The 16986-nt window shown below is 45.1% G+C and carries 6 protein-coding genes; 4 read left to right on the top strand and 2 right to left on the bottom strand.

Translation table 11 applies throughout. The features are described 5' to 3' along the window. Positions 1 to 6: 6 nt before the first annotated feature. On the bottom strand, positions 7 to 180 hold the full coding sequence (locus Q8R38_04905) for a hypothetical protein (protein ID MDP3791360.1): 174 nt from the start codon (positions 178 to 180) through the stop codon (positions 7 to 9). Between the two features lie 37 nt (positions 181 to 217). Here Q8R38_04905 and Q8R38_04900 point away from each other — a divergent pair, with 37 nt between their 5' ends. The 4 genes from Q8R38_04900 (at position 218) to Q8R38_04885 (ending at position 16063) form a co-directional block, all read left to right on the top strand. After that, complete coding sequence (locus Q8R38_04900) at positions 218 to 13828, top strand: hypothetical protein (protein ID MDP3791359.1); 13611 nt, start codon at positions 218 to 220, stop codon at positions 13826 to 13828. A gap of 81 nt (positions 13829 to 13909) precedes the next feature. Further along, positions 13910 to 15085, top strand: coding sequence for an ATP-binding protein (locus tag Q8R38_04895; protein ID MDP3791358.1), 1176 nt, complete (start codon positions 13910 to 13912; stop codon positions 15083 to 15085). Positions 15086 to 15174: 89 nt separating this feature from the next. After that, the gene (locus Q8R38_04890) at positions 15175 to 15366 is read left to right on the top strand and encodes a hypothetical protein (GenBank protein MDP3791357.1); all 192 of its coding nucleotides are present in this window, start codon (positions 15175 to 15177) and stop codon (positions 15364 to 15366) included. Next, the gene (locus Q8R38_04885; GenBank protein ID MDP3791356.1) at positions 15311 to 16063 is read left to right on the top strand and encodes a hypothetical protein; all 753 of its coding nucleotides are present in this window, start codon (positions 15311 to 15313) and stop codon (positions 16061 to 16063) included. Before Q8R38_04890 ends, Q8R38_04885 begins: the two co-directional genes overlap by 56 nt. A gap of 41 nt (positions 16064 to 16104) precedes the next feature. Here the strand turns inward: Q8R38_04885 and Q8R38_04880 are convergent, their stop codons facing one another. Next, positions 16105 to 16749: a transposase gene (locus Q8R38_04880; GenBank protein ID MDP3791355.1), complete on the bottom strand. Its 645-nt coding sequence runs from the start codon at positions 16747 to 16749 to the stop codon at positions 16105 to 16107. Between the last annotated feature and the right edge of the window lie 237 nt (positions 16750 to 16986).

Here is a 16986-nt window from a genome sequence, read left to right as displayed (position 1 = left end):
CTCTACCTATGACACGGCCAGGAACGCGGCTACGGACGGCCAGGTTAAGTTAGCTACGGCACGCACAGGCGATACGGCTATCACTCGCGGTATAGCTACAACAATAGTCGGCCTATCTGAAGGCGCTGACAGATTATCGGCCCTATCCGCCCTCGGGCAGTTCGGAATATCGGAGAACATAGTATTCACAAATAACCTGGGCGCCACACTATGGATAATGAAGGATAATATACTTATAGGCATTGGTTCGAACAGTGGCAAAGTTATTGGCCGCGAAGCAAGACAGCTCGATGAAGCTATGGGCATAGGTAGAAATACATCGAGTGGAAGTCCCAATGAAGCTGGCATAGCAAAACGCCAAGAGGTGGTCGAAGCATTGCGTGACACTGCATATAAATTTGAATTGGCCGCGAAAGAGCCAAGGAAAGATAATTTTGGATATGCAGCGACCGCAAATAAGCTTTATCAATTGGCTGCTAAGTTTGAAAATGGGGAAATAACTTTTGCCGATTTGAGAAGAGAAACAGCAGGAATACAAGGTCACTATGGCGGTTTGGCCTACGAGTGGTTTGGTTCGGGAACATTTGATGCTTGGGACGCCGTTAACAAAGTTGTAGGATATTCAAGCTTAAGAACAGAGGATCAAGCTCGAGTGGATGTGGCAAGCTCACATATTATTGCCGGAAGAATTGAAGGTGCTTCACAAAGTCTCCATGAATTGTCAATATCTAATGCTGTTACCTATTGGCACGATAAATATGTCACGGAAGGTAAATTTAAAGTGGACGGCATGGGCGCGTTAAGAGGTGTAGATGCGGAAAAAATGTCAGCGGAAGAATTAACCAAAGTAGTTTTGGCAGATACCACAGGAGGATTATTAAAACAAATATCAGCAGATATAAAAACTTACGACGCCTACTATGGTCTTAACGGCAGCCTGGCTAAATCCTGGAACGATTTCTACGATGGAGGCTGGATAAATACAATATCATACTGGGTAGCCAGCGGTATTACTTTTGGTAATCTCAAATCCATTGATAGCATGGGAGGTATTGTATCGTATGTATGGAAAGAAGCGACTGCGGTTGCATTACTTACTGTCGGCACAGTGCTTACGTTTACTGGATTCGGGATTCCTTTAGGGGTATGGTTAAATGCTATAGGAGTAGGGATGCTAGTCTCGATGGGAGTTGCGACAGCAGTAAGCGCCGGAACTTATATTTACACAGGCCTTGAATATGGTAGATGGCGATTTGATAGCCAGGGATTTTTGAATTCATTAGTAGTAAACGGTTTGATAGGCGGAATGACTGGTGGAATATTAGCCTTGCCGGGAGCTATTGCCGGAGCAAGTTTAACGGTTGGTCGGCAGATAGTATTACAGATTGCCGCGACCGGTTTAACAGGAGCAGCTATCGGAGGAGGCAGGTATCTACTTTATGATGTGGCTTTTCGCGGCCAGGAATTTAGCTGGATGAGGTTGGGTACAAACGCGGCTATCGGCGCCGCATTAGCCATAGGCGTTAAATATGGTTTGGGCGCTTTAGGTGTAAATATAGTTGGCATGGGTGGCGTATGGGGTACGGTGGCACGAGTTGGGGCAGTAGGTGTGTTAAGCGGCGCTGTAGGAGCTATTGAGAATAAAATATTCGAAGGGACTTCGAATATTGGGTGGAATACTCTGGGTAATGCTGTAGCGGGTATTGGCTTGTATGGAGCCACACAGTTTATGCGTTGGGGCTTCAAGCCTGCTGTAAGCGGCAAAGGTGAGCCAGTCTACGCATTAGCAAAAGGCGGACAATCTTCATTATTAGTTAACGGAAAAGGTGTGGTATCGACGAACTTTAGAATACTTGCTGAAAAACTTTTCTTCGCGCCAGCTGGTGCCAGTGCAGCCAGAATTGCCGTGCAACCTATGATAGCGACAATAGAATTTGGCCTAGCTGGTGGCCTTGTAAAGCTGGGGTTTGATGAACTGCGCTATCGTACCGGCAATCTTAAAGGTGCTGATGGAAAGCCTGTAATCCAACTTACCTTTGGCGATAGAGCGGTAAGTTTCTTGACAGGAGTTGCTATAGGACTTGCCATAGCATATCTTGGCAGTCCGCGCGGGTTGACACATATTGCTTCGGCTCAAGGTAATTTGATGAGATATGGGACACAAAAGACAGTAGTTGAAGTAGCCGAAGGTGGGCAGGTCGGCATATCAGAAAAGCTTGCCCGAACTTTACTGGGTTTAAAGACTGCGGGGACAATAGAAGTTACCGGTGCGCAGCTTCTCGGTATGCACATGATAGAAGGAGCAGTATCATGGTTAGCCGTTGCGCCGGCATTCAATTTGTTTACAGGTGTCTGGTCTTGGTTTATAGGCGGAATTAAGGGCATATTTAATGGTCACGGCATGAATGATTTTAGTAAGCCGATCGTTTTGCGTAATGAGATTACCGGTGAAGCGATAGAATTATCCAATATATTCGGAGCCGCAAAGGCCTTAATATCCAGCTCGATAACCGGACCCGCTCAAGGATTTTGGATGGGGCCACTCATAAAGATATTCTCCTTTGAAATGACCCCCGGCTTTAACTGGAAATCCGCATTAAGCTCTGCCCCGGGTGTTATGTCCAAGCCTCTTACATTGGTGCAAATGGCATGGAATAATATACTAAAGGTATTTGGTAAGGGCTTGGATGCAGAAGAGTTTGCCGTAACATTATGGTCGAAGCGCGCGTATGCATGGGTTGCAACTAAATTTGGCGAAGGAATAGCTGGATTTATTGCTTGGGCTGAAGGCAATATGTATATAGCAGGTTATGTAACCGCTGTTAATAGCGCCCTGGATGTATTGGCGCAAAAGAGCGAGGATGGCACTTTCAGGCCAACCGGCTTATCATCTTTCTTCGTAGGTCCCAGCGGAGTGCTCGGCTGGTTCTTCCTATTCGCAAAGGCGAATGCGAAATATACAGAGAAGGAACAGACAAGAATGCGCGACATAGTCATAATCAAAAATGAGGCAATGGGAGTTCGCGCGACTTCTGTCGAAATCAGAGATTTTATAAAAGAACTACAGACAGATGCGGATATAGCACGGGTTGCAGCTACCAAAGATTCGGATCTTGGCAAGAGTGGGATCCATGCCGGCACGATAACGGATAAGATGAGAACCGTTGCTATGGAGTTGGCTAGAGTCAAGATAGGCGAATCCATGACTTTGACCGGTGCACGCGTCGTAAATGAGGCAAACCCTGCTGACACAATAAAGGGCGGGCAAGTAGTTGATGCTAATTCGACTTTCGTAGATATTGATTTTAAGGTTTCAGGGTTGAGAGATGCTGCGGCAAGGAAGCTCGATAAAGCACTTAATCCGGAAAATGATCTATATAGGGCTGCGGAAATATACAATGAACTTCAGGGTGGAAGCATACGCTTAGAGATAGAAGGGAAGATGGAAAGCGTCAAGGCAACTCCGGAACTTAAAGCGTTAAATTATAAAAACATAGTAAACGCGGCCGATAAATTATTATTACAAACCATAATAAATACGGCCAAGGACAAAAATGAGATTGATATAGGGAAGGTGAAAGTTGCCGTTTCCGAAGAGCTCAAGAATACTGCAATTTCAAAGGTGTTAGAACATGGATCTATTTCCGACATGATTAGAATTGCGATCGGGGAAATAAGAGAGATATCCATAGATGGGATCGAGATATCCGTAACAGAGAAATTGCAAAAAACCGTAAAAGCAAATATAGAAGTAAGAATTTTATTGGGAGATAAAGCCATTGCAAAAATATGGATGGCAGAGAATTATAAGAAAATCGAAGGTTCTGGCCAAGATATCGGTACCCAGCTTAGAGACAAGGCAACGCTGCGTATAGAGTTAAGTCAAAAACTCCCGCGGCAACTTCTTAAGGCCATAGATAGGGAGATAGCCAAGGAACATAAGGAACATCCGGAGTTATTTGGTATAGCAAAATATTTCAGCCGTGCGGCAAAAGAAAATATAGCACTTCAAAGATACGCATTTATATTAATAAAAGACAGCAAACAAAGAAGCGCGTCTATAGATCTATTAAAGACAGACGGCCACCTTGTAGCGGGCCATATTGAAATAGTCAGAGATCCGGCTGGAATAGGCGGATATAGAGTAAATGTTAGAGCCGGGGCGCCTGAAAACATTATCCAAATAGCGCAGATTATAGCAAATATTATAAACAGATCCCTTGCCAAAAGAGAAGCAGATGAAAACGCAAGGTTAACGAAAGAAAACAAAACGCCTGATTGGAAAGTCAAGGATTATCAGGTGAAAGCAATGCTTGATATATTGTCGTCGCCCGCAGAGCTGATAAAGATGGGCACGGGCCTTGGTAAAACCTCCGTAATAGCCCCCGTTATGAGTTCAATACTAATATCATTATACAAGCTATCTGAAAATCCAGTTTTGGGCAGGGTAGTCGATATAACCATGAACAGGGCAAGAGCGCTATCACTATACGCAGAAACCTGTAGCGCATTAGGAGCAGCCTCTCGACCGGTATCACTGGATGCCGATGGCAACATAAAATTGGAAAGCGCATATGCAAAGATCGGTGATAAAGAAGTTACTGTCTTATTTTTAGATGGAGACCTTATAAGTTCGTTTGATAATTTGCCGGGAAGGGATGCGCTGCGTGGAAGATTATTAGAAGAAGTTGAGAAAGCCGATATAGTTGTAACAGACCTTATGAGCCTAAAATCTATAAAAATGTCTTCGGATAGGAACGAAAAGTTCTCATCGAACCTTATGGGATTATTAACCGATAAGGGTTGGGCTATTTACGATGAAGCGCATGTATTACCATTTGTACCTCATCTAATAATGGGCGGCAATGAGGCAATGCTCAAGAACCTACCCGATGGCGAAAAGATAATGACGAGTCTTGAAGCGGTATATAATTTCGTGGATCATCTATATACAGAATGGAGAAACAAGGGCGCAGAAGATATATCACAAATTAATGGGTACAATAACACGTTCGCTAACTTTGTTGAGTATGTAAGGAAAAATTATATGCTTGAACAAAAAGGCGGATGGCTTGAGCTGCAATCAAAGTTCCATCAAGAATTCCTGTTATGGGCAGACGGTAAGAGTCTGGGGCTTGACAGGGTAAGAGCCGAAGATTTTACGAGTTCTTCCAAAGAAGAATACAGCATATTCAGGGCGGCTATAAAAGGCTTTGAGGATGCGTTCCGCATGAAACATGAGGTAGGCGAAGGCGGTTTCGGGTGGGGTTACGATGCGCGAGTGGGAGGCGAGCGAGTGGTGCCTTGGTCAGAGAATCATGCGGATACCAATATGTACTGGAGTGCATGGAATATAGCCGGCGCCCGTGAACTCATCGGTAGAAAATATCTTAATAAAATTGGCGATAGCATGTATGCGAGAAAAGCTCTTGAAAGAGTGAGAACAAGCGGTGATTCAATAGAAGTTACAGACCTCGACATTTTGTCACAGTTCATGGCCAGAACCTTAATGACAGCTACACCGGAACTTTTAAATTACTATCGCGCCTTCCAGTCTGTGGAACGAGGGGTGTTCGGGGAAGCGTTCAAGAACTATGGTGTGGATGGCATTAATAGATTTTTAGAAGGAGAGATATGGGCCGGGAATATAGAACCTCTTCTATCTACACGACTGGGCAACATAGATAGGTTATACGTATTAGAGCATCAGGCGGATGTTGATAGAGGCAGCATAGTTTCAGCTGTGTTAAAAATAGCCGCAAAAGCGGGTGTTGATATATGGGTACAGAATGGAAACTGGTTCCAGCTATATAAAAATGGAGAAGCTGTACGCGACAACAGGGGCAATTTAGTTCGCTATGAAGTTGATGTAAGAGAAGGAAAAAGTTTCCAGGAGATAATGAATGGCGCAATTAAAGATGCCGAAGGGAATATTTATAAAGGAATCATATTATTGGACCAAAGCGGTTGCACAGGATTGAATCTTGAAAAAGCCATATATCTATCTCCAAAGACGGAAAAAGCATTTAAATCAATTGAAGCGGCGGTTGCTGAAGGAAGACTTGATAAAGATGTATTCAAAAATGGAGTATTAACTCGTGAGTCACTAAATTTGTTAACCAAAGATCCCGCCTTGAGAGAGAGTTTGGAAACTTATATTATGTATAAGGAAAGCGGCGTAAAGTGGGTTGGTATCTTCGATAGGAATTCTCCCATGACTATTGTAGAGCAAACATTGGGAAGGGATAGAGGCATAGGAATAGGCAAATTGGGTGAATGGGGATACCATAAGAAAGAATCCTGGGTAATAGATAGCGCCATAGATGGCAAGCCGGAGCCAATGACAGCACGGAAATTTACGGATATGATTACTGAAAGCCAAGGCACATTCTTAAAAATATCATTAGTGAGTAGTTTATCAGACAACATGCGAACGGCGTTAGTAAATAGGTTTAGGTTATTATCAAGAGCGGCGTCAACTCAGCAGGAGAGGGATACTATAGAGAAAATTAGAACCCGGTTCCAGACGAGATCCGGCGTGGATGATAAATTAAATACATCTGACACTATAAAAGCGCTTCCTGAAGTAAAAGAAGCGGTTGAGAATACTCTTACCGGCATTCTTACGCAATTCCATTTGGCGCTGGATCAGTATAAAGGAGAACTAAGGGGGGACTTACGGCAGTTGGTCAATGGTTATTTGCGCCAGGATATGGCGTCATTTGCTTGGGATAGAGAAACAAATCAGCTTATGGTGAAATTGGAGCTTACTGGTAAAGAAGACACTTATAATGAAAAGTTGGGCGGTATGAGCGAATCCGCTTATTCAAGGATGACCCCGAAGGGGATAGTTGACGATATAAACAGAAGCTTCTCGGATAGCGGGATAATGAGAGAAACGGTTTCTACGTTTGGTGCGTCAGAGAGAAGAGAAAGCGCCGTTCGTCGGATGCAGAGGGCTATCGAGGAAACCGCGCCAAATTCAGGGGTAACGCGTGATGCAATTGAATCAGCCATAAAAGCTTATGATGCTAATATTAGGACCGGAGATCGTCCTGCAGCAATGCTGGGCTGGGCAGGGCTTGTTTTAGGTGCACTATATTCCAGCCTAGCCAATTCGACCGGTCTAAACGATGTCGATAAGCAATCGCTTACCCAGAAGGTCAGCACCGTTGAACAATTAGTGGTTAATTTACAGTCTGGGCAGACACCTGCTATGCTAAGTGATGCGTTAAGCCTTGCCGGCAAGAATGATGGTATGGTTGCCACCCTGCTCGTTGCTATTAGCCCATCAGTAGGTTTAACACAGGCAAATATAATATCGAATTGGGCGCTTGCCGAACGAGAATTGCAGATGAAAGGTGCGGCAACAGAAGGCATTACAATAACAGAAGCAATAGAGTTTGCAACTTCCTCTAATTATGCGTCGGGGGCGTTAAGGATGTTAGGAACAGCTGGTCAGGCAGTGCCGGGCAGCCGCAATGCTTTAAACGCCAGTACAAGGATTGTAAATAAGCTGAATGGCGCTATTCTGAGTTATCAGGCCAAGCAGGAACAGTATGCTCGTGCCCAATATTTTGGCAATTTCCTCACAAAAGCCTACGCGTATACAGCGATGAAGATAGCCGGAATTAGGTTAAACTCCGCCCAGCGCAATTATCAGAACATCGTATTTGTGCAGATTATGAAGTTGGCGGATAAGCTAGGCATAAGTCAAGCCACGGCGTTTGCCATTGTCGCGAGAGTGAATATAGTGCCGCGCCAACTCAACGTTACACTAAATTGGCTTAGTGAGATGAGGGCCGAGATAGGGGAGAGTCTTATAGGTAATATTACCGTTGATCAGATTCTTGTCCTTGCGAAGTATATGACACCGGTAAATACAAATGCCGCACAGATACCGTCGGGAAAACCCGAGATATCCCAGGAGCAGCGTGTACTTTTTGGACAAATGAACGCTGGACAGATAGAGAGACGTATTCGAAACGGGATAACAACGCTCGATGATATATTGACCCCATCCATACGCACATTAGTTGATCGAAGAGACGTTGCAAAAACCATGGCAAGTCTCACGCAAGCCGAACAGGAGCTTATAGTATTGGCACAGTTGGGTAGGTACGCCGGAGAGAAAGGCTATATAAAGCCGAATGAAGTTGCGGCGTTAAGTAGAAATATAGCCGAGAGAGAGAATAAAATACAAGAACTTAAGGCCCAGGCAGTCGAGACGGGCCTCATACCAATGGGATCAGAATTATCCGGGACAGACCGCGGGTCGACCAGAAGATCTGCCGAATTGTTAGCGACAATGTTAGTCGCCGGCCCATCAGGCAAAACGCCATCGCGTTTAGCCGATAGCCTTGTGGCGCAGGGTAAGATAACAAAGGATTCTGCCGCCTATAGAGTTATGCAGAAAGCAGAAGCCGCCACAATACTGATGAATATTACAGGAAAGACATCAGCGGAACTCGCAGGCCTCGGGCTAATCAGTGCTGACATAGCAAAAGTCCTGCAGGACAGGGCTCCTTCAGCGATTAGAGGCTGGTTTACAAGGATGAGCGATAACCTTGCCGCATCGTGGCAGAACACGCATCCTATATTTAAAGTAGCCGCGCCGCTTGTTCTGGGTGGAGCGATTGCAGCGTGGGCACCGGTTATCGGTGGAGTAGCGGTAGGTATCAAGGGTGCCATAGGCATTATGACACTTTTAGCAATGCCTTTATTGAATTCCTATATGGGAAAGATGGCCGAAATAATAAAGCAAGACTCGCCCGCCGGAGATAGGTCCGGATTAAGAAAAGGCATGGAAAGATTCGGCATGGGCACAACAGGTGTTTTGGCTAATCCGGTAATAATAGCTCTTAATATCGTAGGTATCCTAAGCGGATCTTGGACACCTACAATTCTAGCCATGGCAGTTGGTATGGCGCAGGGCCTTGCAATAAAGAGTTCAATTAATAGAGAAGCCCTTAGGCTGTGGGACAGGGCCATGAATTCGGGGGTGCCGGAATTGGCTATGGAGAATGTAATGGCCAAGATAATGGATAATCAAAGGTCAGGAAAAGATACGAAGATTACAGAGATAGAAACAGTAATTGCTCCTACAAAAACATCGCTGGCTGAAATATTTAAACTATTGACAGATGAAAAACAGGCACCTCGTATGGCCGCTATATATGATGTGTTGCCTGGCAGTGTAAAGACCGAGGTAACGCTTGGGACGCTGCAGGTAATAGCAGGAAAATATGAGGATGTCGGAGTAGCAGCAAAAATGCTTAGAGTGCAAATTATTGTATCGGCGAATCTTATAAAGACCGTGGAAAAATCACAGGTATGGGATTACGACATACCTGTAAATCAGGTAGATGCCTTAGCTGCGCAAAACGGACTTGCTACGGCCGATCTAATAATGCCCGTTGCTGAGCATGTTGCAGGAGCCATGACCAGGACGGCGTCTGAAAGGAGCGCGGGAAGAGTTTACAGCGCCGAAGAGGTTAGGGATGCACTTACTACCATGATCTCATCCGCGGTTGCAAGAGAAGACCAGGCTGCAACGCTTGGCGCACTCATTAATGCTGTTATGCAGTCAGATCTGAAGACGGACATCGCCGGGGCGCAGCTTGCATTATCAAGGCTATTACAGGATGCGCGTACTGCCAAGGAAGGCGAACAGCCTAAGCCTATAACGTTAGAAAGTGTAGAAAAAATAGCCGGAGAATACAATGCTAAACCTTCACTAATGCGTGAAGCGATGTTTAATTATGCGCAGAATTTTGTGGCACGCAGCGGCATGCCGATGTCAATGGTAAGCCAATTATCATTTGGTCCTGAAGCAGGCGCTATGATAGGCAATGTTTATAATGCTTATCGGATACTGCAGATCCAATTAGGTGACGGCGTCATGGACACGGTTAAATTCGAAGAAGTAGATGCAATATTGCATGCTGTTTCGAACTGGCCTGCCCTGCCCATAAGCGGTAAACTTACAGAACTCGCTAAGATAAAGACACTGACTCGCGAACAGAGAGGTGCGCTCAAAGAGATGGCCGCGTTCCACAAGGATATCTTCGAGCCGCTGGAAAAGGGCGGTGTAGTAAAGTTTGACAAGTTGGTTGGTGTCGACGCGCAGAAGGCGGAAGAATTAAGGCAGGAAGATGCTATAGCGGCAAGTATTATGACAGGGGATGAATTGGATAATCTCAACAGCCTGGAGGCAGTTGCCGAAGGCTATCATGCCATTGCCGTTGAAACAATTTCAAAACAAAATGCGAGAACATTTGTAAAGCCGGTTGAGGCAAGGCAGAAGGTTATGCAGGAGGTAATTAGGGCAGACAACCTTGTCCAGGCGAAGGCGCTTGTTGCCAAAGGTCTTGTGCTTGGATATGAACTGGTTAGAAATAAGCTTGGGACGAGAATGGTGATAAAGCAAGCTGCTATTCCCACCATCTTCGAGATGCTTAGCGAACCGGGTGAATACAATATTACAAAGAAGGAGGTTACGCAGAAAACAGCGGAGCTTATTTCTATGCTTTGGAAAGAAAGAGTATACTTTAACCCTCTTATCAGTTCCAGTGGCAATATACTCAAAGACATAGGTATTATAGATGGAAGAGCCGTAGTAATAGATTTTGCTAACCTTGCCGAGATTACAAGTGAGAATAATAGCGAGGCGGTTGCATGGCTGTCAGAGTTTCCTGCCAATTTCAGAGAAAACATTAAGACTATAAGTGGCATAGGCGAAAAGATATCAGCCAGGCTTTCAGACGAACTAAGGAATAATATTGTACCGGTCGCAGCATCGGTAACTATCGAGCAGCCAGTGCCCGAGCCCGCGAAGTACGAGAAGACTGGCGCAGAGCAAGAAATATCCAGGTTCGGTATAACAGTAAATCCGGGAACGCCTGAGCTTTTGGTAAAAGTTTTGGACAACACCCAGGTGGCGAGAGGCCTGGCCGAGTTAGGGTTAAGTAAGGCCGGCGTTGTAGCGCAACCAGACGGCAGTTCGATGGATATTAACGGGAGAGTAGTTGAGTGTGAGTGGGTTGGTAACGATGTATTTTATAGATTAGACTTGAGTAACAGAGCCGATGCGGGAGACCTCGTGCATGAGGTAGCCCATCTTGTCTGGAGAAACATAGACAAAGCCAACCAGGAAAGATTTATAGGTCTGGTGGAAAAGGCAAGTGGATTTGAGAAAGATTTTAGAGGCAGGGTGGTTGTGGATGAACTGTTGAGAGAAGAGCAGTTCGCGGATATAGTCGGATGGATAGTAATGGGCGAGATAGACAACAAGATAAAAGTACCGCAGAATATCCGTAACTTTGTTGCATTGCAAATAATGGCGCACCCTGTATTGCACGCCGTTCGTAAAGCAGCGGAAGCTATCCCTGCGTTAGAAGAGCCGCGCGGGCCTGCGGCGAGAGAAGGCGGATTTGCACAACTGGCTGTGGTTGCAGGAGTTGCGGTCGTGGGGCTCGTTGCCGGTGTCGTAGCCGGAGTCATAAGCCCGATGGCGCTTGCTGTAATGGGCGGTGTCGCCGCAGTCGGCAGTCTTATCGCAATTTTAGGCAAGATTGCAAGACCGCAGTCAGCCGCGAAAGCCGTAGCGCCGATTAGCGGCGAAGATTTTGCGAAAATGCATGGAGTGACAATAAAAGTTGTGCCTAATGAAGAATGGGATCGGCGGGCAGACAAACTCGTTAACTTAGGAGGAATTGACGCTGATGCCAGAGTCAATGCGGCAACAGGAGTTATGGAGAGGCGTGCCACGTTGAGGTATTCTAAAAATATCGATGAGGCTATTGCTCATGAAGTAGGTCATGTCCTTGACAAGAGATATAATATAACCTCGCAATTAAGACAAGCAGGTAGCGATAGGGCGATTCAGGAGATTGTTGTAGCTGGTTTTGGCGCCTTTGGCATGAAGCCGGAAGAAGTTAATGTAGCTAATCATAGAATTACCAAATTAGGAGAAGGCCTAAAGGGTATATTACCCGAAGCTGTTGCGCAGGCTATAGGGCTGCGTGCCGTAAATCCCAAAAGCTTCGCGGCTGAATTCCCAAGTGCCGATAAATTCTTAGTTAACATGCCGATAAATGTTGAAACGCGTCTATTGCCTGCAGGAGGCGAAACAAGAGGATGGTTGCGAAATCTGGGTATTGGCGCGGTGAAAGAACTCGCGCCTGGGCGCGCAATCAGTTCGCCTATTGCGCCGGTCGTCGGAACAAGCGCATTCGGCACGAGCGCGGTCGCGCCTATGCAGAACGTGAATATTATAGGGAGAAGCCAGGCCATGTCAATAGACGCCTCATCTGTAGTGGAGCGCTTCACACAGCAGACCGGTGTTACGATATCTGCTACAGAAAAACAGAAGATGGCCAAAGCTATTATAAATGCCAAGGCAGGTACTGTAATGGCCGGCCAGACCGTAACCGTAACTGTAGGTGCGGAAGTATTCACGGTGGAGGGTAGCGATAAAGGGGTCAATCTTAAGGAAGCCATACTCGATAAATTAGATGTCAAAATATCGGCAGGCAGAGAAGACCTGAAAGTCGCTCGAGAAGCGATAAATATTATGAGCGCTGTAAGTACCGAAGCAGCCATTACCATAAGAACCTCCGACGGTACAGTCGAATATGGAACAAAATCAGAGGTCTCGTTTAATAAGAATGGAGCGGTGGAATACTTTAATTGTAATCAGACCATACATGCGCAAGGCAGCTATATCTACATACATACACATCCAGCGGAAGCCGAAGACGATAGAGAGTTTGATGCCGACAGAGAAAATTATGCAAAAGGATATTTCGGAAATAATGCTGTATATGTAATAGCCGGCTCCAGGATAGTCCCGATAAGTATTGCCATAACAGATACAATGCCTACATTCGGTTCGTGGGTCAACACGCATACCTTTAGCCGCGAAACCGCGGCAGGCATAAGCGCCGTTCTCTATAGAGAAAATATATCAAGCACGATCTCCGAAATGCAAGAGCTTGGGGAAGGGTTGTCCGCCCTTTTAGGGATATTAAGAGGCGAGAAATTCGTGAAACGTGCCGCGGCCAGAGGCGTAAAGGATATATATTTGCGGGAACTCGAGAAGCTCCGGGCAGATCTTGCTGCTATGGGCCCGTCAGGGACCTCCATGTCGAGCTATGCGATACTTGATAAACTCACAAGATTGCTGAAAGAGGCCGGTGTCTTCCAGGGTAAACTCGCGGTCGTTGTAGACGCGAGAAGAGGCGCTTATAGCTACCGGGAAGTGGCCGATGCCATAGAGAGTACGGCTTCAGCAGATTCACCGATTAATTATTTCGTGATAGTTCAAGAATCCGCTAAAGATATAATTACAAAAGCCAACGTCAATATAATAAGAATTCCAGACGGAGAACCGGATATCGTCGGCAAGGCAAGGGCATCGATAGACCAGCTTGTTCCCAATTCCCACATAGCATATGCGCTCATGGAATCCGACATAGGTTCTGTAACAAGCCATTACAGGACATTCGCGTCCGCTCCGGAGAAAGAAATAAATAACATGTCCAACTTCCTCATCGCGGATAAGAAATCTGCGGCCCTGGAAGGCAATTCCAGGAATGTAGCCGCGGCGGCATTGATGGTGGAATTGATACGCTTTATCCAGAGGCTCGCGGCACAGGATAAGCCCACGGCGGTAGCTACCGAAGATTGTTCTGCTGAAACCGTAAGAACTTTGAATCAGATCAAAAATACCCTGGGCGGTTGGCTGCGCGTCATAACGAAAATTAATATAGGCAAGATAATCAACGAATTCCTCTCAGCCCTCAACGCCACCGCCAAATCACTCTAAACCATCCTACCCACCCGGTGGGTAAGATGGCTTATAAGAATTTTGTTGACAAGTCATCCATTTTCGGCGATAATTTAAACCATGAAATACATTAAAAGACTCTTGGATGGGAGGATTAGACATACTCTTGAACGGAATAAGAGCGTTCTTTTGCTCGGCGCGCGGCAAGTAGGAAAAACGACATTAACCCGTCAGTTTAAATACGATTTATCGATTTCGTTCGTGCAGCCGGACGTAAGACAGCGGTATGAAAAGTCGCCGCATCTCCTAAAAGGAGAAGTGGAATCTCTAATTGCCGCAGAATCCGACAAACGCCCACTTGTTATCTTAGATGAAGTTCAGAAAGTGCCGGTTATTTTGGATGTTGTCCAGGATCTAATCGACCGGGATAGAGCCAACTTTATACTTACAGGTTCAAGCGCTCGCAGGCTTCGCAGGGGGGCCGAGATTAATCTCCTGCCCGGGCGTGTTGTCGCGTTCCGGCTGGATCCGTTTAATTTACTGGAATTCCCCGCTAAAGATTTAAATGAGCTGCTCATTTATGGATCATTACCCGGAATACTTGCCGTTCAGTCGCTTTCAGATAGAGAAACCGATCTGGAAGCTTACGTGACAACCTATTTGGAAGAAGAAGTTCGCGCCGAAGCTGTTGTGAGGAATTTAGGGGATTTTGCGAGATTTTTAGAGCTTTCGGCTTCCGAATCCGGAGGTATCATAAATTTAAGAAAATTATCACAGGAGATAGGTGTTTCTCATACCACTATAGGTGCCTATTATCAAATATTAGAGGATTGTCTTATAGCCGAACGAGTAGAGCCATTAACTCAAAGCAAGACCAGAAAAAAACTTACTAAATCTGAAAAATATCTGTTTTTTGATCTGGGAGTACGTCGTCTTGCCGCGCGTGAGGGGACAAAGCCTTCGCGCGATACCATGGGAAAGATATTTGAGCAATTTATTGGTCTCGAGCTTTTAAGATCCGCGCATACAAAGGGGCATGGAGTAAAGATTCGATTTTGGCGGGATCCTGATGGCCCTGAAGTCGATTGGATCATTGACGCGGATGGGATCTATACTCCTCTGGAAGTTAAGCTGACCGGAAACCCCACGTCGAGTGACATACGCCACCTGGAGGTTTTCCTTTCTGAATACAGATCAGCAACGCAAGGTTTTCTTGTTTGCCAGGTTCCCCGAAAGACTAAGTTAAGTGAAAAAATTTTTGCTTTACCATGGCAATCCATCAATAATATCCTTTAACCATCCTACCCACCCGGTGGGTAAGACGGTTATGATTGAGATTTTGTGAATATGTGGTATAATTTATTCGGTAAATATCAGGTGAGCGCATGAAAAAACAGAAAGCAATAGAATTGTCAGGGTCGTTTATCGACGAAGACAAGGAATGGCTTAGTCTTACCCCCGCCAAAAGGCTCTTGGAAACAACCAAGTTATGGAAACTCTATATATCATTAGGAGGAGATCTTGACCCCGAACCCGATCCTCAAAGTCCTTTCTACGCTCAAGAAATATCAGGTTAAGTGCCTTTTAATTGGTGGGCAGGCCTGTATTATTTACGGAGCCGCTGAATTTAGCAGGGATTCAGATTTTGTGATACTCGCCACATATGAGAATCTCGAACATTTGCAAAAAGCGCTGAAACATCTGCAGGCAACCTCCATCTATTTTCCACCGCTTAAAATCGAATATTTAGAGCGCGGTCACGCCTGTCATTTTCGTTGCGCCGCGAAGGGCGTGGAAGGCCTACGGGTGGATTTAATAGCCAAGTTGAGAGGGTGTGAGGGATTTGAAAAACTATGGGCCCGACGGAAAACAATAAGGGTTAAAAATAATGGCGGCATAGATATTATTTCGTTGCGGGATCTTGTTCAGAGCAAAAAGACACAACGCGATAAAGACTGGCTGATGTTAAAGCGTCTTGTGGAAAATGACATAGCTTTAAATAGGGTTAAGCCTACGGATGAACAGGTCAGGTGGTGGCTTCGCGAATGCAGGAGTGCCGAACTTTTGATAGAGATTACTGGGAAATATCCTAAAGAAACGAAAGAAACAGTTACAAATAGACCGCTTCTTTCGCTGGCTATTGTACAAAACATGGAACAGCTTAAGTTAGAACTCCAAAAAGAAGAGATGGCCGAGCGTAGTAAGGACATAGAATACTGGGAGCCGCTCAAAAAAGAATTAGAATTCCTCCGCCACGAAAAACAAAAAGCGTAACCACCCAACCGTTTTACCCACCCGGTGGGTAAAACGGTTTACTACAAACAATGTGCTTTGATCATTGCCAGATCCCGCTGATATCCAATCCTGTCCTTAACAAATTTCTCATATGATTTCTTCTCGATAGCTATGTATTGTGAAAAATTACAAATCTTGTCCGAATCTTCAAGTAAACCCATATATTCCATATATGATGAATATTTCCACCCGTCGGGAGAGTTTATAATGAAAGCAGTTACAGGATTTAGGTGCAAATATCTGGTAACATGAAGCAGCTGAATATCATCTTTGACCAGTACATTTTTAAATCTGCTTTGCCATAATGGGCCGTGCCGTAGATGTCTTGTATTAAAGTACTGGCTGTAGCTATTTAATACCGAATGAATGAACTTTGTTATGTTCCCATAGTCTGTTTCTTTTAATACCATGTGAAAATGAGTCGGCATCAGGCAGTAAGCCAGTATGTCTACCAATTTTTCCTTCCCACCAGGCTCATTATTTGGTGCGGCCAACTCCTTGTAAATAGAAAATTTACAAGGAGGCTTTGTGGTGTTATAAAATTTTATCGTTTCCATCATTCTTCTGTATTCCTCATTATTGTTGAAGATTACAAACTCCGCTATGCTTCGAGAAAAAATATGATACACTTCATTTTTTACTAATGGCACTATTCTTCGCGGCATACAACCTCCTTTGTTTAATTATCATCCACTTACCATTATTTACCCTCCCGGTGGGTAATAGGTCCCTACTATATAAGACGTAAAAAGTGCCAAAATTGTTGCAAAGTATTTTAAAAAATATTTGATACCACCAAACCGTTTTACCCACCCGGTGGGTAAAACGGTTTGGGGATAGGAATTTGGAAGTGTCAAGACCTACTTTTTTACACGCCTAATAGAATACACTCATAATAATTG

The sequence above is a fragment of the Candidatus Omnitrophota bacterium genome (genome assembly GCA_030695905.1).
Taxonomy (GTDB): domain Bacteria; phylum Omnitrophota; class Gorgyraeia; order 2-01-FULL-45-10; family 2-01-FULL-45-10; genus CAZHPY01.
The sequence above is the reverse complement of the archived record's forward strand: the minus strand, read 5'-3'. Positions and strand labels throughout refer to the sequence as shown.

Excerpts from the sequence above, each read along its gene's own strand:
- Q8R38_04905 (MDP3791360.1), bottom strand. The coding sequence starts at position 180 with ATGTTCTCCGATATTCCGAACTGCCCGAGGGCGGATAGGGCCGATAAT.
- Q8R38_04895 (MDP3791358.1), top strand. The coding sequence starts at position 13,910 with ATGAAATACATTAAAAGACTCTTGGATGGGAGGATTAGACATACTCTT.
- Q8R38_04900 (MDP3791359.1), top strand. The coding sequence starts at position 218 with ATGAAGGATAATATACTTATAGGCATTGGTTCGAACAGTGGCAAAGTT.
- Q8R38_04880 (MDP3791355.1), bottom strand. The coding sequence starts at position 16,749 with ATGCCGCGAAGAATAGTGCCATTAGTAAAAAATGAAGTGTATCATATT.
- Q8R38_04890 (MDP3791357.1), top strand. The coding sequence starts at position 15,175 with ATGAAAAAACAGAAAGCAATAGAATTGTCAGGGTCGTTTATCGACGAA.